The 19,688-nt window shown below is 58.5% G+C and carries 9 protein-coding genes; 4 read left to right on the plus strand and 5 right to left on the minus strand.

The window, feature by feature from the left end; genetic code table 11:
- Positions 1-265 precede the first annotated feature (265 nt).
- Positions 266-1,498: a phospholipase D-like domain-containing protein gene (locus tag ISP15_RS01000; RefSeq protein WP_404544073.1), complete on the plus strand. Its 1,233-nt coding sequence runs from the start codon at positions 266-268 to the stop codon at positions 1,496-1,498.
- A gap of 137 nt (positions 1,499-1,635) precedes the next feature.
- Here the strand turns inward: ISP15_RS01000 and ISP15_RS01005 are convergent, their stop codons facing one another.
- From ISP15_RS01005 to pdxR, 3 genes are all read right to left on the minus strand, one after another.
- Positions 1,636-2,403 (minus strand): DUF2971 domain-containing protein, encoded by a 768-nt coding sequence (locus tag ISP15_RS01005; protein ID WP_404544075.1) that lies wholly within the window; start codon positions 2,401-2,403, stop codon positions 1,636-1,638.
- A gap of 130 nt (positions 2,404-2,533) precedes the next feature.
- On the minus strand, positions 2,534-7,930 hold the full coding sequence (locus ISP15_RS01010) for a DUF4011 domain-containing protein (protein ID WP_404544077.1): 5,397 nt from the start codon (positions 7,928-7,930) through the stop codon (positions 2,534-2,536).
- Between the two features lie 910 nt (positions 7,931-8,840).
- On the minus strand, positions 8,841-10,319 hold the full coding sequence (gene pdxR, locus ISP15_RS01015; RefSeq protein WP_404544078.1) for a MocR-like pyridoxine biosynthesis transcription factor PdxR: 1,479 nt from the start codon (positions 10,317-10,319) through the stop codon (positions 8,841-8,843).
- A 311-nt stretch (positions 10,320-10,630) separates the two neighbouring features.
- Here pdxR and ISP15_RS01020 point away from each other — a divergent pair, with 311 nt between their 5' ends.
- Together ISP15_RS01020 and ISP15_RS01025 are read left to right on the plus strand one after the other, a co-directional pair.
- Positions 10,631-11,593 (plus strand): transporter, encoded by a 963-nt coding sequence (locus tag ISP15_RS01020; RefSeq protein ID WP_404544080.1) that lies wholly within the window; start codon positions 10,631-10,633, stop codon positions 11,591-11,593.
- Between the two features lie 232 nt (positions 11,594-11,825).
- Complete coding sequence (locus ISP15_RS01025) at positions 11,826-12,587, plus strand: class I SAM-dependent methyltransferase (protein ID WP_404544082.1); 762 nt, start codon at positions 11,826-11,828, stop codon at positions 12,585-12,587.
- A gap of 187 nt (positions 12,588-12,774) precedes the next feature.
- Here ISP15_RS01025 and ISP15_RS01030 read toward each other — a convergent pair whose 3' ends face one another.
- Entirely contained in the window at positions 12,775-13,944 is a 1,170-nt protein-coding gene (locus ISP15_RS01030) for a glycoside hydrolase family 5 protein (RefSeq protein WP_404544085.1), read from the minus strand.
- Positions 13,945-13,954: 10 nt separating this feature from the next.
- Between ISP15_RS01030 and ISP15_RS01035 the strand changes: the two genes are divergently transcribed.
- Positions 13,955-14,113 (plus strand): hypothetical protein, encoded by a 159-nt coding sequence (locus ISP15_RS01035; protein WP_404544087.1) that lies wholly within the window; start codon positions 13,955-13,957, stop codon positions 14,111-14,113.
- A gap of 134 nt (positions 14,114-14,247) precedes the next feature.
- Here the strand turns inward: ISP15_RS01035 and ISP15_RS01040 are convergent, their stop codons facing one another.
- Positions 14,248-18,999 carry an Ig-like domain-containing protein gene (locus ISP15_RS01040; protein ID WP_404544089.1) on the minus strand — a complete coding sequence of 1,584 codons (4,752 nt, stop codon included), beginning with the start codon at positions 18,997-18,999 and terminating at the stop codon, positions 14,248-14,250.
- Between the last annotated feature and the right edge of the window lie 689 nt (positions 19,000-19,688).

Raw genomic sequence — 19,688 nt, forward strand, 5'->3', positions numbered from 1 at the left:
GTTCGCCCATAGTCGGCCTGGAGTCGGTTGGGGCCATTCCCAACCATATGCCTCCGCCACCGCCTGATCCAAGTCGCGGTGGAGGTTGTCCAGCCAAACCGCTGCGCCGCATCCTGAGTGATCGTCGCGCGCGTGGTGTTGGGGCGCAACGCTTCTGGATTTTTGAACACGTTCTCCAGGATCTGACGGGGCTTGAAGTCCGCGAGATCCTCGATGGTCCGGTACCATCGGTCGAATACAGACCAACCAACGGGGGGGAATCGGCATGAGCGTCAAGTTGTTGCTGAACCAAGATGATCAGAAACACCACGTGCAAGAGATTACGCGTTTATTGGGCGCATCCCATCACTTTGAATGTCTGGTGGCTTTCGCCAAAAGAACACCCGACACCACACTGGACAAACTGAAGAAAAAACTTGCGGGCGGGATGTCTGCGCGCATGGTGATCGGTCGCAGTTTTTACCTCACCGACCCACCGCTGCTTCGTGAACTTTTGGCCTTGAGTGAAAAACATCAACTGGAGTTGTATCTCAGCAATACGGATGTGACCTTCCATCCCAAGATCTACGCGTTTGATGGTCCAAAAGGGAAAACGGTCATCATTGGATCGGCCAACTTGACCTATGGTGGACTTGAGGGAAATTACGAAGCGTCCGCGCTGATCACCGACACGGACGGCACCATAACTCGGTCGATAAAAAAGCACTTCGACGAATTGATTGACGCCGAGGAGATCATCCCGGCAACGAAGGAACTTATCAACGAGTATGAACACGAGCACACCGTCCATCGCACACTGCATGCCTTGGCGGACCGGCGCGCCCACCTGATCGCCAATAAAGAAATCGCTCATGGCAAAAATGGAACCGATGGCGCTGGCGCTCCGGGCAACTACGCTTTGCTGCGTGAAACACTTCGGCTGATGAAAGAAGACAAAAGTCACGAAGGCTTCTCGGCCGACAGGAAACGCCGCGACAAAGACTTGGTCATTGCCCGGGGCATGCTGACCACTCTCGCCACGAACCGCGTGGTCCCGGGGCAGTCATTTCTGCAACGCTACGAAGCCTTGATCGAGCACTTCCATTCGGGGCAGTTATTTCGTGCAAAGACCGTCATTGCCAAGAAGGCGGATCTATTCCTAGATGGCATCGCCGATATTGTTGCTCATGGGAGAGGCCTTCAGCCGCGCGATGCGTTCAACCTTCTCCATGGGCATTTTTCGGAAATAAAAAGTGCGGGCATCAACATTTTGACCGAAGTCCTTCACGCCATTGACCCCACAAAATTTGCGGTCATGAATCAAAACGCGGTTGCTGGCATGGTGAGCGCAGGGATCCACGACTATCCCGAGCGCCCGCTCAAGACCAACGTCGATGGCAAGAAATATGCGCGTTATTGCCGTGATGCCGACACGGTGCGCGACGCCCTTGGCTTGACCAATCTCTCAGAGTTGGATGCGCTATTCAACTACAACTTCTACAAGAACAAGCGCTCCTGACGATCGGCAGGACAGATGAGTGGCCCCTATAACCGCACGATGAAGGAGTGCTCCAGAGCCGCGGGGTGCCGCGGGAGCCCTTATGGTCGTGCCACGACGCCCTAGAGGCGCGCCCTACAGGGCCGTCGCGAAGTAAGTTAGCCCTTGATTGAAGATCTAATTTTTATCGGCCTTACCCCTTCATAAAGAGGCGATCGCACAACAGGCGTTGATATATTGAACGATTTTAGATACCACTCAAGCATCTTTGGTTCATCTACGCCGGACCGCGGATCAGTCGCAACCTCATCAATGACACTTTCAAAATCAAAATCGTACTTGAAAATGGTTTCGTGATTTGTATGCCAGATGTCTTGATACAAAATACGCACTTCATTCTCGTGCTCAAACTCCTCACGCTTCACCAGCAAAGTCCTAGCCGCCCTCCCATTATTGAGGACCACGTTCTCCAAGACGCTGCCTTCTAGCCACGCCTCGATGGCATCTTTCTTCTTGTATTCAACCGTTCCTATGAAGCACTTTACGCCCCTATCGGCAAGTCGAACAGTATTCCGCAGCGACATAATAAGTTTTCGCGGTGTCGATTGAACCCGGATGCCGTCCTTGTTGTGGCTATAAATCCGCCACATCGCATCTGTATCCCTTTTCTTTGTCCAGCACTGTCCGTACCACTTCTCTCGGATCGGCTCTAATGAGACGTTTTCGCCTTTATCAGTCTCGGTCATGCATTTTAGGAAAAAGTTCTCAAAGGGATCATCCCACAAGCGCGGCCTTACCAAGACATTTTGTTTCGACTTCAGAAGATCAAGAAAGTAGATTCTTGGAAAGATTCGGTAGATGGGCAGGTCTAGGTCTGGAATATCCAAAATGCTATCGTCCAAATTCGCTGATAAAAATGTTGCCACTACATCACTCCCTTGCTTGCAAATTGTCTGTTTTGGATGGGCTAATCAACCTTCCACCTAGTTTCCAGCAGCGTGATTCGCTTTCATCACGCTCATCCCCTTAAAACATTCTTCCCAGCACCGCAGCCCCTCAATTCGCCCGCTTTATTGCGACGACGAACAACGTTTGATTGGGCTTACCCGGTGTCGAGAACGGCACTTCCTCGCCTTCCATCGCGCCGATCAGTGCCTGGCCCAGTGGGCTCGCCGCGGAAACGAGCCCATTATTCGGATCGGATTGACTCATGGTAATCAAAACTGTGATTTCCTTGTCCGGTGTCGAATTGGACAAGTTCCGATAGATCACGGAATCGCCCACGTCGACTTCAGGCCGCGACGCCTCCGTCAACAGTTGCCCCAGCGTCGCGTTGACCTGCCTCACTTCCTCCGGCGTAGGCTCGAGCAAGTCCTCTTCCGAATTGACTGAGTGCGTGTCGACAGCGACGACCATCGACGGATCAACTTCTTGCTTCTTGAGTTCTTCAAGGAAACTGATCAAGCGTGACATTTCGCGCTTAGGGTTGCGGAACCACTCCGTCGACCAGATTCGCCAGATTTTTCCCTTCCAGCCCAGGCCTTCCAAGATTTCCTGGCGTATGCGATCACGATCGCGCACTGTGATCCCGGAATGGTAGGTGGCACCATCGCACTCGATCGCCGCCAAGAACAAGTGTGGGTACTTCGGATGTTTTACACATATGTCTATGCGATAACTCGCGACGCCCACTTGCGGCACGCAGTCGTAGCCCCATTGCTCCAAGGCCCTAATCACCGTCACCTCAAATTCGGACTCTGGCGTCCGACCTGTGGGCTCACCCGGATCAAGGTTCAGTCGCCCCGTTTCCGCGTACATCAAGTAATCGCGCAACGCCTTCGTCCCCAACGGGGTACCAGCGCCCACGACGATGTCCGAGTGCTTCATCGACGTGATCAGGAGCACTGACGATTTGGCACGTGTGAACAGCACGTTCAACCGGCGCCAGCCGCCACCTTGGCTTATCGGGCCAAAGTTCTGGTGGACGCGGCTCGCGCCCGGCGGCGGACCATACGTAGTGGAAATAACGATGGTGTCGCGCTCATCACCTTGGACGTTTTCCAGATTCTTGACGAAAATATCCTGCCCTTCATCGCTCCACTTGCTTCGGTAATCTTCCGCGCCTGGAACCGACTTCAGGCGCTCTTCCAATAACTCGGCAATCAAATCGCGTTGACGAATGTTCAACGCAACAACACCCAGAGACAGTTCCGGGGTGTGAATGATGTGATCGACCACGGCGTCCACGACTGCGGCCGCCTCGCGCACATTGATCTGGCTTTCGTAAACCGCGTTCCTGACGTAATGCATGCGAACACCAAGACCGCGTGAGCGCGGGAACGGTGCCGGGAACACAATCAATTTGCCGTCGTAGAACTGTTTGTTCGAGAAGGCGATTAGGCTTTCGTGGCGCGACCGGTAGTGCCAACGCAGCGAACGAATCGGGCGGAAATGGCTGCTCGCCAAATCCAGGATCGACTCCGCCTCTTCCGCGACCGAGGGCTCCTGCCCGTCGTCGTCCGACTGCATTCGCGAAAAGAACGATGTTGGCGGCAACTGCTTGGGGTCACCCACGACGACCAACTGTTTACCGCGGGCGATCGCGCCGATAGCCTGCTCTGGCCGCATTTGAGATGCTTCATCCATGATCACCACGTCGAACATTTCGGGCGTGGTATGTAGATACTGTGCGACGGCCTGCGGCCCCATCATGAAGCAGGGTTTCAACTGCTGGATCGACTTCCCCGCACGCTTCAACAAATCGCGCAAAGCAACCCGTGGCCGCGCCTGCGGCAGAAGGTGCTGAATCAAACTCATCTCGGTTTTATCAGCCACCCGTGTTCCGCTATGCCCAAGATCCACCTTGGCCGAGCGGCGGTTTTGGTGGCTGATCTGCTTGCCCCGTAAGGCCACGAGTTCGCGATCCAATTGAGAAAACTCTCCGCGCGTATTGGTATGAACCGAACCGCTAAAGTTTTGCAACGCAGGTGTCTTGCGGAACAAGGCTTCAGCGATCGACGCGTAGAAGCGGTACAAGAACGCATCTACTAACAAGTCCGGGGACAAACCAGCGTCTTCTAGCGCCAATACGAACGCGTCCAAGCCTGCGCTTTCGCACTCGGCTCGGTAATGAACGTACAACGACCACGGGATCAACTCGTGGATGTACGCCAGCGCGTCTTTGATGAAGCCGCGCGTCATTTCGGTTCCTATCTCATCTACGGTCGAGTTGGGCAGCCAAGCCTCGATTTCCAGGGTGCCGAACTCTTCGAGTTCCAGCAGGGTTTCCCGTAACTGCTTCAAGTTTTCGCCGAACGTCGCGACACGTTTCTTCATATCGTCGAGTGCAGATCGCACTGACGGTGCCCACAACCTCTGCTTCGCCGCCAAGGGTAGATCGCTGTCAGCCACCGCCTGACCGAACTTCACTGCAGCCATGATCGCAGGCAATTCTTCGCGGAAGCGCGATGCCCGTTCACCCAGAACAGCCTTCAGTTCCGACGAGCCTGCGATCTGATTCGATTTTGCGAACAACTCGTGTGCTTGTTGGATCAGCACTTGGCCTTGCTCTAATGTTTCGCCAGCGTGGACGGCGCCGGCGAAATCGTTGGACACCACGCGCAGTTGTCCCAGCAAGTTGTTCACTGCCGAAAGGCGTTGATTCCAGTTCTTGGCGTCGCTCCAACCTTGAAGCCGTGGGCAGTTGGAGTTGATCCAATCATCCAAACTTTGAAGCGCGCCGAAGTATGAGGCCACCTCCGCTTGCTTGGACGCTAAACCTGCAATGGTCGTACGTTCGACCGTCAGAGGATCGAGCGCGGCTTCGCCCACGCCGGCTTGCGCCAAACGCTCGCTGGCGCCCTTCAGCCATTTGGCGATCTTGGCGGCATCCAACAACGGAAAGTCTGACGGCAACGGCGAGACGCCGGCCGTGTGGGTCAGTGGACCTGAGTTGGTCCAGAGAGACCAACCTTTGCGGAGTTCAGACAATTCCTCCAGTTCGGCCAAACGCTGCGCGGCCACCATTTTTGTTTTGTCACGCGACAACGAACGATGCGCCTTGACGGCGGTGCGCCATGGTTTCTGAAAAGCGCGATACCACGTATCGCCTTCGCGCAACACCAAGATCCACTGGCGAAGTTCCGCGTCCTCTGGCGCCTGGTCCATGTAAAACCGCTGCGAAACGCCCTCCTCCATAGATTGGAGGCGAATGCGTTCGGCGTTGCCCCTGCTCAAAATGTCCGCCGCGTTGGGCTTCGCAAGTGCGGCGGATCGCATGTGCAACTGTGGCAACGGCGCGGCGGCACAAACTTCGATGATTGCCTTGAGTTTTTCGTCTCCTTCGGCCGAATCCTGCGCAAGACCAACTCGTTCCAACACCTTGTTCAGGCCTTCGCGCGCTTGGGCCCCCGCCTTCAGCAGCGCATCCAATCGTCGGGTGTTGTCCTCCAGTTCCCCAACCTGCAGGCCACCCAATCCGTTTTGGCGGATAAAAACCATGACCTTTTCGGTCAGGTGCGATTGCACCACCTTCCCATAGTCCACCTTACCCTGGGTCGCCGCTTCCAACTCCATGATTGCATTCAACGTCGCGTTGTTCTTCCTGAGAACATCGAGCGCGTTCTTCTGGTTCGCGTGATCCTTGCCAAAAACCACCGGAAGTACGTCGACGGCTGTATCGTCCGCCAACAACGCTTTCAGGTTCTCGACTTTCTCGATCAGTCTGGATGAATCCGCCAAACCGTTCGCTTCGTCTTCGCGCAAACCGTACGTATCCATCAGTTCTTTGCTCGCCGCTTTGGCCGCTTCGACGAACGTTAACGCGCGCTGGAAGACCTTTTCGATCGCCAAATCGTCGCCTGGTGCAAGGCTGTCAGGAAAGAACCCCCAGTAAGGACTACTGGTGTCGTAGTACCCAATGTCCTTGAAGGTCTGCGCCAGCGATTTGACATGGTTGAGATTGCTTTCGAGCGTCGGGGCGTTGGATTGTGGCGCGGACTTGACGGTCACGCCGATCAATTTCTCGGTGAAGTCGCCCAACTTGACCCGGCTGTGTTCGGCACGCCATAACACTTGGTGGATCGTGATACCCAACTGGTTGCCCGTCACTGTGTTCAACAACTTTGCGTATTGATCGAGTTTATGCCTGCGGTCAGCAAGCCTTTCGATGGTTGTTTCCAACCCAGACGGCGGAGCCGTCCTCAAATCCAATCGGCTTTCAAGGGCTTCGAGGACCTGGCGCTTGTTCGTTTTGTTCGAGTGGAGTTCAAGCAAGAAAGGATCCAAGCCGGCGGCTTGAAGTCGACGCTGGACCACTTGCAGCGCCGTCAACTTCTCGGCCACGAACAACACCGATTTTCCCGCGTGGAGGCAAGCGGCGATGATGTTGGTGATCGTCTGGGATTTGCCGGTTCCAGGCGGACCTTCAATCACGAGCGATTTGCCCGCCATCACATCGACGATGGCGCTGTGTTGCGAACTGTCGGCATCGTAAATCAACGGAAGGTCCGCCGACGGCAGCCGATCCAAATCGTATTCCTCGGCGTAGCCTTGCCCGGTCGCTTCGTTGCCCCCCGTGAAAATCTGCTTGATCACGGGGTGGTTCAAGAGCGTGGACTGGCCGTTCACGTCCACCCAGTTGTCCGGATCGAGACCGCGAATCACGAGCATGTTGGCGAACGACAGCAGCGCCAGTGTCATGCTCCGACGCACCTTCCATTTTGGGCGCCGCTCGATCAATTTGCCGATTTGCCGAAAATATGTTTCGACGCCTTCGTCTTCTTCTGGAAACTCGGGTAACGTGAAGTTGTGATCCCGTTTCAACCGCTCGCGGAGCGAAAGGTTTTCCTCGATTTCTTCGCCCGTGTACGCAAGGTTGAAAACGACCTCATGTGCTAGTTGAATGTAGTCGAGTTTGACAGGCACACACACAAGGGGCGCCGACAACACTTTGTCGGAGCCGGGATTTTCCGTGTAATCCAAACACCCCAACACCAAATAAAGCATGTTGGCGCCCGTTTCTTCCAACGCCAGGCGCGCTTCACGATCGATCTTGCGAAAGTGTTTGGCAAGGTCTTCGTCGTAGTGCTGGACGCGGGCGATCTTCGCATCGCCCCGACTCTCCGAGATTTCTTCCAGTTCGATGTTCAAACCCAGGCGGAGCGCGTGTTCCTTCGGCTCGGGTTTGACCGAGCGATCGTGCTTGACGACCCACTCGTCGCGTCTCGGATCGGGAATCGGCACGATTTGAACCGTGCCAGGGTTGGCGCCCGTCAACCGACGGTATGTGTCATCCAAACGCCCTGGCACCAAGGATAACGCCTTGCCAGCGGTGATCTTGAAGTTGAGCAATCGGTTGCGCGCGGTCAGATCCAGCAATCGGTGCTGAAGTCGGCGCAACACCTCTGGAATGGGCAGGCTGCCATCGAAGACATTGGTCGTTTCGGCGTCCATTCCTCTCCCTTCACCAACCGCCAAAAATGTTGGGCAAAGAACCGCCGCGGGCGGCGTTGCACGCCCCCGCATGACCCTCGACGTTGGTGTTGAAAAACCCCATCGAAATAGTCATTCGCCCCCCAATGACCGGATTATGCCTCAGTTGATTTCGTCCGCTCGCTCGCAGACGCGGATTTGAGGTCATCGAGGCTGCCGTCTTCGATCAGCATTGAGCGAGTCCGGATCGCCGTAGGAAAGGCTGGTCACGGGCCCCAAGAGCCTATACGGAGCCACGGCGGCGCGCGCCAGGTCGGCGTCGCGGTTGAACCAGGACAACAAGGGCATCGAATCGGGTTCCCCGGGAAATGGCAACGGTACCCTGACCCGTGAGGATACCTGCCAGCCTTCTCGGCACTTGAGACACCCCGCTATGTGCCGCTCCTTCTACAGTCCGGCCGGGGCGCCGCGACGCGGGCCACATCTCAGCATTCAACCACTCGAAACGGGGGCGGAAGGAGAGAAGTGATATGTGGGTTCAAGCCCCCTCTCGCCCTGCCCGAGAACTGTGGAGCGCCAAGGAACCCCAAAACGCTCACCGTGAACGTCAGGAAAAATATTTTCTTCAGGTTTATTCAAAAATATGTGGTGTCCCCATCGGTGTCCCCACGTCCCGTAATGCATTGTTCTTCCGTCATTTTCTGATATGACATCTACGTTTTGAACGTAGATGTCACAATGGGCGAAAACTGACACCAACTCACTGTATTTGAAAGATTTTTTGAATCATCAAAAGCGCAAAAAAATTGACTTCTACTGGCGGGACGTAGAAGTCGCAGGTTCGAATCCTGTCTCCCCGACCAATGTTTTTCCGAAAAAGCCGGCCAAACAGCCGGCTTTTTCATGCCACGCAGCGGGCCTGCCGGTTACATCAGATGCACGCCTTGAGCTGACGCACACCTTCGCGAAGTTCGTGCACGCTCGCCCCGGAATAGCCAAGGATCACGCCGCCTCTCGGCGGTGGCGCGGCATAGCAGAGCGAAAGCGGCCGGGCGGAGATGCCTTTCTGCGCGGCCTTGATCGATACCGCCACATCGTCCACGCCGCGCGGCAGCAAGGCGGCCAGTTGCATGCCCGCCTGGGCACCGATGACCTGCAAGCGGCCGTCCATATGTTTGTCGATGGCTTCCAGCAAGGCGTTCCGGCGCTCCAGGTAAAGCATCCGCATGCGGCGGATATGCCGTGCGAATTGTCCTTCGCCAATGAAGTCGGCAAGGACAATTTGGTACAGCGTTGAGGAGAACGTATCGAAGGCATCGCGAACCGCGGCGAATGCGCAAACCAGGTCTTCGGGAACGACCACATAGCCCACCCGCAGCGCAGGAAACATCACTTTGCTGAACGTGCCGACGTAGATGACACGATCGCCGCTATCCATGCCTTGCAGCGACGCGAGCGGGCGGCCGCCGAAGCGGTATTCGCTGTCGTAGTCGTCTTCGATGATCCAGGCTCCGGTGCGGGTAGCCCAATTGAGCAGTTGCATGCGGCGTGTGGCGCTCATGGTGCAACCAAGCGGAAATTGATGCGAGGGGGAAATATACGCCGCGCGCGCGTGGCGGCTGCGACGGATACCTTCATCCACCACGAGCCCTTCCTCGTCCACCGGAACGGGCACGATGTCCGCGCCCACGGTTTTCAGCGCCTGCCGCGCGCCGGGATAGCCGGGATCTTCCATCCACACGCGATCCTTCGCTTCCAGCAGGGCATGCATGCAGATCTGCAAGCCCTGCTGCGACCCGGTAGTGATCAGAATCCGGGAGGCATCGCAACGCACCGCGCGGACCGTCGCCAGGTAGTCGGCAATGACTTCGCGCAGTGGAAGGTACCCCATTGGATCGCCGTAGACCATGTGTTCGACGAGCGGCTGGCGCGCGTGGCGATGGACAAGTTTCGACCACGCGGCGACCGGAAAGTGATCGAGCGCCGGCAGGCCGACGCGAAAGGCCCCCTGGTTATTGGCCCATGTCTGGGCAGGCGCACGTAAACCGTCGACCCGTCGCGACGCCCGGCGCGAGTTGCCTTGCGCAACGTCATCCGGCGCGATACGCGCAGCGGCGGCGCCCGGTTTGAACGCTGCGCCCGGGATCGATCGCGCCACGCAGGTACCCGCGCCAACGAAGGTTTCCAGGTAGCCCTCGGCGTACAACTGCTCGTAGGCGCTCAGCACTGGCACACGTGAAATGCCCAGCTCCCTGGCCAGGCTGCGGGTGGATGGCACACGTTGGCCCGGCCGCATCCGGCCATCCATGATGGCTCGCCGGAACCATTCGGCCAGTTGGCCGTACATCGGCGCGCTGGCTGCGGCATCGAGCGCGATGGGGGGCAGGAACGCTGCGGGCATTCGTTTCATGGCGGCCCTCAAGTGGCTATGGCAAATCATAGCGAAGTGGCTATTCAAGCCGACCACTGTCCAGCCTACCTTTTGCCCCGGACAGCCAAGGGAGGTGAACCGTGAGACGGATGAGCTGGAGGCCGCGAACCGACCGAACGGAACGGCTGCCACGGCTGCGGAATGTTGGTTCACACCATGCGGCCGGACATCAGTACTTGTCCGCACCGTTTCACTCGCTCTTTTTTTCCGGAAGCCGGCAGCAAGGCTCTGGAACGATGCGCCATCCATTTGGCGCGGGCCCCATGACGGGTGTGAGGCGGTACTGGCCTATGCTGCTGAGTTTGCTGGGCTGGCTTGTGCGATCAGTACCCGCGCTCGCGCAGAGCGCTCCGGCCTTGCCGCCCGCCGTGTCCACCGAGCAATCGATGAGCGATGCCTGGTGGACGGGCCCGATGCTGGCCAACTCGGCCGAAACGCTGCCACCCGGGCATTTTCTGTTCGAGCCTTATCTCTACGATATACGCTCGCCACACACCGACAGCTTCGGTTCGCGTACCTACATGTTGTATGGACTGATGAACCGCTTGTCGATCGGGATCATTCCCGTGTTCGGCTACAACCGGCTCGGCAACGGACCGAACAGTTCCGGCATTGGCGCCGGCGACTTGACCGTGCAGGCGCAATATCGGCTGACCGAATTCCAGCAAGGCAGCTGGCTGCCCACGACGGCGATCCAGTGGCAGGAAACCTTGCCGACCGGTCGTTATGACGAACTTGGCAATCATCCGGCCAATGGCCTTGGCGCGGGTACGTACACCACGACCCTGGCGCTCAACACGCAGACGTACCTGTGGCTGCCGACTGGTCGCATCCTGCGTGTGCGCTTCAACGTATCGGAGGCGTTCTCGCAACCCGCGCGCGTCAAGGATGTCAGCGTCTACGGCACCAGCCAGGGATTTCGCGGCACCGTGCAGCCGGGCAAGGGCCTGTTTGCCGACCTGGCCATCGAGTACAGCCTGACCGAGCGCTGGGTATTGGCGCTCGATGCCACCTACAGCCACAACGGCAATACCCGCGTGGCGGGTGAAAACATCCTCGATCCGGCCAGCCTTTCCTTTCCGCAACAGGTACGGCTGGATTCCGGCCCGAGCGAAGCGTTCGGCATTGCGCCGGCCATCGAATACAACTGGTCGCCGACATTGGGCGTGCTGCTGGGCACGCGGGTGATTTTCGGTGGACATAACAGCACCGGCTCGGTCACGCCTGCGATCGCAATCAATTACGTGTACTGAAAAACGTGAGCAACGGCAGCAATGCAATACGGCGCATGCTTATCGATCAGCAGTAAGTCGACTGCCACACGAATTGGCGATGCGCGATCACCACGACTCGCGTCGATCCGAACGAGCGCGTCATCCCATGCTTGCGGCAAGAACCAAGAGGTAAAGCGGATTGCGCCGCTCCGCCCAGCCCGCCAGTATGATCCTATGGTTCGCCACCCCACGGTTCAAAAGGAGATCGTCGATGAAGCTCCATGGTTTGTTTGCCGCCGCAGCCACCTTGCTGGTGCTCGCCGGCGTTCCCGCGAAGGCGGCCCCCGCCCTACCCTCCTTCATCGCCATTGCAGTAGCGGATCCGAACCGGCCCGCCGACGAGCGGGCGATGGATGCCGAGCGCAAGCCGATCGAAGTGATGCAATTCATGGGTATCGCGCGCGGCCAGAAAGTGGTCGACCTGATGCCCGGCAAGGGCTATTACACGCGCCTGTTCAGCAAGGCTGTCGGTCCGCACGGCGTGGTATATGCATTGCAGCCCACCGAGATGGACAAGGCCGCGCCCAAGGGCCTGCAAAGCGTGCGCGGCTTTGCCGGCACGGCCAATTATCCGAATGTGAAGATACTCGTGCAGCCGACCGCCGCGCTGCAGATTCCGCAGGGCGTCGATATCGTATGGACGTCGCAAAACTATCACGACCTGCACGACCCTTTCATGGGATCGCCGGATATCGCACGTATCAACAAAGCTATTTATGACGCGCTGAAACCCGGTGGCGTCTATATCGTGCTCGATCATGCCGCGGCAGCGGGCACCGGCACATCCAGGACGAATGACCTGCACCGCATCGACCCGGCCGCGGTGAAAGCGGAAGTGACCGCCGCGGGCTTCCAGTTTGTCGGCGAAAGCGATGTGCTGGCCAATCCGGCGGATAACCACTCGCTGCCAGTGTTCGACAAATCGATCAAAGGCAAGACGGACAGGTTCATCCTGAAGTTTCGCAAGCCGTAGCAAGCCTGCGACATGGCATGGCAGGCCCGCCGGGTTATCCGGCTTCGGTAACCCGGCGTGCGAAGGCTCGCGCTGGCCTTTCTAGCCACAACTACGCAGGGCTTAGGCGAATCTGCGTGGCATCGTGCTCATACGCTTCGCGTACCTGTTGTGCCGTTGCTTGCGCACGACGCATCCGGCATTGCTGTCAGTGATCCGGCAAGCGGCGGCGAATCGGCTCGAAGGCTGGCATGGCATGGCGTTCGAGCGGATCGGGCCGGCCTTCGTCGATGGCCTTCCAATAAGACCAGGGTACCTTGGCATCGCCCAATTCGTAGTCCATCGCATCCCAGCTGTCTTCGCGAAAACTGTAGAAAGCCCAGTGAATGCCGGCACGATCGGCTACCGAAAGCACGTCGTCGAGATAGGCCACGCAACCGGAAACCCTGCGAACGCAACCGAACTCGCCCATCACGATACGGTTCATCGGTATGTGTCGGGCACGAGCCCATTGCAGCGGCTGCCGCAAATAGGCATCGATGCGTTCACGATTCCAGTTTTCCAGCCGGCCAGCGAATGGCACGCGCCCAGGATAGGTATACGGCACCGCGCGCCTGAGATTCGGTGCGCTGGTGAAGGCATACGGCTCATACATATGAAAGCTGTACAACACGTGCGCATCGTCCAGCGGCGCGGGCCAATAAGCAAAATCGTCCGCGGCGCCGTACCAGCCGCTTTCCACCATGATCGGGGTCGTGGCGTCGATCTCCCGAATGGCCTTGGCCAACATCGTATAGAACGCCGGCAGGTCGCGTGCGGTGCCGCGCGCTTTTCGATACCAGGCCTGCATGGCAGCGGCGCTCGCGTGCTCATACAGGTCGCCGTGCTTTTCCGGCGCGGGTTCGTTGATCAGGTCGTAGGCGGCCACCGCTGGATGATCTTTCAGTGCGGACGCGAGATCGCGCCAGAACTGCGCGGCTTCTTGTTGATAGCGCTTGTCGCGCCACAGGCGGTCATCGAACTTGCCGCGATTGTTTTGCGACCAGCGCATGCCCGGCAAGGACAAAGGCACGACCACCACTTTCAAGCCGGCCGCCTGCGCGTTGTCGAGCACCTTTTGCAGGGTTGCCAGATCGCTTGCCACCAATCCCTGGTAGCGATCGGCGTTACCGAGCAGGAAGTCCCGTTGCGTTGGCCGCCATTTGTCATACGAGACACGCACCCAGCTTGCGCCATATTTTTTCAATGCACGAAAGTAAGCCTCATCGGGCGGCAAGCGGTTGAAGCTGTTGCCGCCATGGCGCGGCGTATCCCAGAAAGCCATCAGGTCAGCGGCAAGCAGCGCCGGCGCGAACAGGGTCAACCATGTAGATAGCATGATGGCTCGCATGCGCTTGCTCCAGATAAGCCCCGATGTGATCGATGCCGCCTTATCCGATAGTCAAAGCGGCGATCCGCTGTATTTGATCGGTCGGATCATCGAGCGCATTAATCGCCCGTGCGCGGCGATGAAAAAGCCTATCGGTCGAGCTTCGGTAAAAATGTAGGCGGACGCCACGGCTACTTGTTCCTGCGCCAAAAAAGAAAGAGCCGGATTTCCCCGGCTCTTTCCCTTTCCTTGCAGCAACATGCGTTTACGGCCGTGCGTACCGGCCTCGACAGCCGATACGCATGGCACCTCTTACATTACATGCACATGAGGCTGGTCATTCGGCAACACCAGGCCGGCATGCACCGAATCCACGTTTTGCACGGCAACCATCGGCAAGTTTGCTGTCGCGGCGTCGGGGCCGGCATGCTCCATCGCCATGTCATGTTCGGCGAGCCGCGCATCGTCATGCGACGCGGCCGTCGAAAACAACTCTTCGCCACCATGGGTCAGCACGTCGTGCATCGCCGGCGAATCATTCTTGGCATCAGGCGCGGCAGGGTTGTCCACCGTGATGACGAAAGGCTGGCTCACCGTACCGTCAGCGAATTCCACGGTGAAACGATGCTCGCCATTACTGAAGCTACGATCGACAGGAAGCTCCCATCCGTCCGGCGTGGCTGCCGCGACGCCTATCCTTTCGTGATTCTCGTCATAGACAGCGACCAGGACATAGCCGCGGGCGGTACCGGTCAGGATCAACTGGGACGAATGCATGACGTCGCCGCTGTGATACAGCTCGCCATTGACATCATAAATCCCGGTGATGGCATAAGGTGGCGTTGCAGGTCCATCGATCTGCACCACGAAGGGCTGGCTGAATGCATTCTCGCTGTCGACGGCAGCGGTCAAGCCGTGCATGCCATTGCTCAAATCTCCCGACGGCGTAAAGGACCAGTGGCCGTCGGCGCCGACAAGCCGGGTGCCGATGAGGATGCTGTTGTCGTAGATGTTGACATAACTGTTCGTTTCGGCTGTGCCATGCAGCGTGGGGCGTCGATCATCCGTGCTGTCGCCGCTGTGCAGTTGCCCCTGTTCGGCACCGACCTTGTCGTCCGCGTAAAGGATCTCCACTGGTGTGACGACGCGCGCCTCGACCTGGATCACGAACGGCTCGCTCGCCGGTCCGTCACCCACGGCGACGGTAAGCACGTGTTGTCCGACCGACAGGGCCGTCCCGGTCGGGTAATTCCAGTTGCCCCAGTAATCCGCATCCGCCGTACCGATCGCCTGGCCGTTATCGAAAATCGTGACCTGGCTATAAGGTTCGGCATGGCCCGCCAACACGGGGTGGCTGTCGTCGGTCGTGGCGCCATTGGCTAACCAGCCTTGCTCCGGACCAACGCCATCGTAGACGTTGTCGATAAAGGCATGCGTGATCACCTGGACGACAAAAGGCTCGCTGGATGGGCTTAAACCATCCGCACCAGCAACGACAGCCGTCAAGGCATGGGTACCATTATTCAGTCCGGGCGACGGGGTGAAGGACCAGAGGCCCTCGTTATTGGTATACCCGACACCGATCGCGCTTCCATTGTCATAGATGTAGACCACGCTGTTCGGCTCGGCCGTGCCATGCAGCGTGGGGCGCCGGTCATCCGTGCTGTCGCCGCTGTGCAGTTGCCCCTGCTCGGCACCGGCCATGTCGTCTGCGTAAAGGATCGCCAATGGCGTGACGACCTGTGCCTGGATTTCGATCACGAACGGCTCGCTCGTCGGCCCGTCACCCACGGCGACGGTAAGCACGTGCTGCCCGGTCGACAGGCCCATCCCGATCGGGTAAGTCCAGTCGCCCTGATAGCCCGCCTGCACCGTGCCAATCGCCTGGCCGTTGTCGAAAATCGTGACCTGGCTATAGGGTTCGGCGTGTCCTGCCAATACAGGATGGCTGTCGTCGGTTGTGGCGCCATTAGCGATCGAACCTTGCTCCGGGCCAACCCGGTCATAGGCATTATCGATAAAGGCATGCGTGACCACCTGGATGACAAAGGACGCACTGGGAGGGCTTAAACCATCCGGGCCGGCGACGACAGCAGTCAAGTCGTGGGTGCCACTGTTGAACACGGCCGACGGAGTGAAGGACCAAAGGCCCTCGTTATTGGTATACCCGACGCCAATCGCGCTTCCATTGTCATAGATGTAGACCACGCTGTTCGGCTCGGCCGTGCCATGCAGCGTGGGATGCCGGTCATCCGTGCTGTCGCCGTTGTGCAGTTGTCCCTGCGCGGCATCGGCGGTGTCGTCCGCATAGAGGATCTCCAATGGCGTGACGCCCCGCGCTTCGACCTGGATCACGAACGGCTCGCTCGCCGGCCCGTCGCCCACGGCTGCGGTAAGCACGTGCTGTCCGGTCGACAGGGCTTTCTCTATCGGGTAACTCCAGCCACCCCAATAATCTGCGACCACCGTACCGATCGCCTGGCCGTTATCGAAAATCGTGACCTGGCTATAAGGATCGGCATGGCCCGCCAACACGGGGTGGCTGTCGTCGGTTGTGGCGCCATTGGCAACCGAGCCTTGCTCCGGGCCAACGCCATCGTAGACATTCTCGATAAAGGCGTGCGTGACCACCTGGATGACAAAGGGCTCGCTGGACAAGCTCCCGTCCTGCTGGCTCGTCGCCGTCAGGCTGTGCGTGCCGACGGACATGTCGCTGGAAGGCCTGTAGGACCAAGTGCCCTGGTCAGTCGCCTGCACGTAGGTTTTGAAGGAGCCGTTATCGTAGATGTTGATCCAGCTGTTTGGGGCCGCCGTACCGTGGAGCGTGGGATGCCGGTCGTCCGTGGTATCGCCGTCGTGCAGTTGTCCCTGCTCGGAACCGAACGTGTCATCCGCGTAAAGGATCTCCACTGGCGTGACGACACGCGCTTCGACCTGGATCACGAACGGCTCGCTCGCCGGCCCGTCGCCCACCGCCACGGCGAGTACGTGCTGCCCGGTCGACAGGGCGTTCTCGATCGGGTAACTCCAGCCACCCCAATAATCCGCGTCCACCGTACCGATCGCCTGGCCGTTATCGAAAATCGTGATCTGGCTATAAGGATCGGCATGGCCCGCCAACACAGGCTGGCTGTCGTCGGTCGTGGTGCCATTGGCGATCCAGCCTTGCGTTGGACCATAGATATTGTCGATGAAGGCTTGCGCGGTCACCTTGATGACAAAGGACTCGCTAGGGGCGCCAAGGCCGTCCGAACTGGCGACGACAGCCGTCAAGCCATGGGTACCATTGCTCAGCCCGGAGGATGGGGTGAAGGACCAGAGGCCCTCGTTATTGGTATACCCGACGCCGATTGCGTTCCCATTGTCGTAGATATAGACCACGCTGTTCGGCTCGGCCGTGCCATGCAGCGTGAGCGCGCGGTCACTCGTGCTATCGCCGCTGTGCAGTTGTCCGAGCGCGGCATTGCCCATGTCGTCCGCGTAAAGGATCGCCAACGGCGTGACGACCGGTGCCTGGATCTCGATCACGAACGGCTCGCTCGCCGGTCCGTCACCTACGGCGACGGTAAGCACATGCTGTCCGGTCGACAGGGCCGTCCCGGTCGGGAAATTCCAGTAGCCCTGATAGTTCGCATCGGCCGTGCCGATGGCGTGACCGTTATCGAAAATCGTGACCCGGGAGTAAGGATCGGCATGGCCATCCAACACGGGCCGGTTGTCGTCGATCGTCGCGCCATCGGCCACCGCGCCCTGCTCCGAGCCGACGCTATCGTAGACATGGTCGATGAAGGCGTGCGTGACCACCTGGATGACAAAGGGCGCGCTGGGCACGCTCCCGCCCTGCTGGCTCACCGCCGTCAGGCTGTGCGTACCGATGGACAGACCAGCCGGCTGGTAGGACCAAATACCTTGCTCATTGACATGCGCCTGGCCGCTTAATGAGCCGTTGTCGTAAATATCGATCCAGCTGTTCGGGGCCGCCGTACCGTGGAGGGTGGGATGCCGGTCGTCCGTGGTATCGCCGTCGTGCAGTTGTCCCTGCGCGGCGCCTGCCATGTCGTCCGCATAAAGGATCTCCACCGGCGTGATCACGGGTGCCTCGATCTGGAGCACAAACGGTTCGCTGGCCGGCCAGTCGGCAATGGCTGCGGTAAACGCATGCTGCCCGGTCGACAGGGCCGTATCGGGCACGTAAAGCCAGAAACCCTGGTAGTCCGCATCCACCGTGGCGACCGCCTGGCCGTTATCGAAAATGGTGACCTGGCGAAACGGATCGGCGTGGCCCTCCAACATGGGCTTACCGTTGTCGGTCATCCCGCCATCGGCAATCAAGCTTGGCTCGGGGCGGGCCACGTCATACGCATTATCAATGAAAGCGGCGGGCAAGCTCGGCGGCAGGGGGGCTTCCACCGTAACGTGGAAGGGTATGCCCGGTTGGTCGCCGACCATCGCTACCAGGTCATGCGAGCCGAGATCGAGATGGACGCTATAGGACCAGTAGCCCCATTCGTCCGCGGTGACCGTGCCCAATACCTGGCTACCGTCTTTGATCGTGACCAGGGCATTGGCGGCCGCCGTCCCTTCGAGCAGCGGGTGGCCATTGTGCGTGACCGAACCATTGCCGCGATAGCCGCCATGAAAAACATCTTCTCCATCGTAAAGCGCATGGATCCCCAGCCCGCCAGTCAGGCCGTGAGGATTAAAGGACACTTCTAATGAATAGCCTCGGTTGAAAACCTCTTTCGACGGATCGTTGGCATCGACTATCGAGACAGAAAATACATGGGTGCCGTTCGTAAGCGGCGTGGTCGGCACGAACAGCCATTTGCCATCGGCGCCCACCGTGGCGGTGCCGAGAGGCGGCGTACCGGCACTAAACTTGTCATAGATCGTAACGACACAGCCGGGCGTGCCGTAGCCTTCGATAGCCGGACGCGCATCGGTGGAGTAGCCCTCGATAATGTTTCCAAAGTTATTGAATCTGTCGAAGAGACCGCTCATGCGTACATAAAGCTGGTCCGTGTTCAATTCGTTATTCACTGTACTGCTGTTTGGATCGTTCACTACTTCGTCCTTGTTTTTTCAGATTAGTGCTGACACCGGAAAGCCAATATCAGGAACCAGTCAGCCATGAGTCACGCGCACGCATTGCGCGAGCGTTGGCGATCGTGCTGGATTTTTTGGGAAAGCGACGGATGCCTGCACCACGACACGCGCCGGTTTGACGTTTCCGATACGTGCGTACCGGCGTGTACGGCCGGTACGCACGGTTTTTACATCACCTGCGCACTGACGCCATGCGCCGACGCTAACAGACCGAACATGATCAGCCACACGCCATATGCAACCCATCACGCGCGTTTCAAGCCGATGTGTATGGCTGGCTCAAGCGCGACACCGATGAACCATTCGCCTTCTTGCTGGATTCTCCTTGTGGGTTCTCCTTGTCCTGATTTCCCCTTGTTCCTGGACTTCCGCATCGAGAATGGATTTCTCTACGGCGTGGATTCGCATAGGCCTCATACGTGGTTACGTGTGACTTCATCATTAGCTCCATTCACTCATACGAGTATTAGGTCGCGTGCCAGTCAGGCAGATGCCCTTCGCATCGTTCAAAATTTGACCGCCTGTCAGTCCGGGGCATAAAAAAGACGGAAATTCCATGCAACATTGCATGGCCGCCTTGCGGCCAAGTTGATCGGTGCCGATTCCACTTACCTTGGATGAAATGCAAGTTATTTATTGGGAAGACG

The organism is Dyella jejuensis, assembly GCF_044904675.1.
Lineage (GTDB): Bacteria > Pseudomonadota > Gammaproteobacteria > Xanthomonadales > Rhodanobacteraceae > Dyella_B > Dyella_B jejuensis.

Excerpts from the sequence above, each read along its gene's own strand:
- ISP15_RS01035 (WP_404544087.1), top strand. The coding sequence starts at position 13,955 with ATGCGCTTGCTCCAGATAAGCCCCGATGTGATCGATGCCGCCTTATCC.
- ISP15_RS01020 (WP_404544080.1), top strand. The coding sequence starts at position 10,631 with ATGCTGCTGAGTTTGCTGGGCTGGCTTGTGCGATCAGTACCCGCGCTC.
- ISP15_RS01000 (WP_404544073.1), top strand. The coding sequence starts at position 266 with ATGAGCGTCAAGTTGTTGCTGAACCAAGATGATCAGAAACACCACGTG.
- ISP15_RS01010 (WP_404544077.1), bottom strand. The coding sequence starts at position 7,930 with ATGGACGCCGAAACGACCAATGTCTTCGATGGCAGCCTGCCCATTCCA.
- pdxR (WP_404544078.1), bottom strand. The coding sequence starts at position 10,319 with ATGAAACGAATGCCCGCAGCGTTCCTGCCCCCCATCGCGCTCGATGCC.
- ISP15_RS01025 (WP_404544082.1), top strand. The coding sequence starts at position 11,826 with ATGAAGCTCCATGGTTTGTTTGCCGCCGCAGCCACCTTGCTGGTGCTC.
- ISP15_RS01030 (WP_404544085.1), bottom strand. The coding sequence starts at position 13,944 with ATGCTATCTACATGGTTGACCCTGTTCGCGCCGGCGCTGCTTGCCGCT.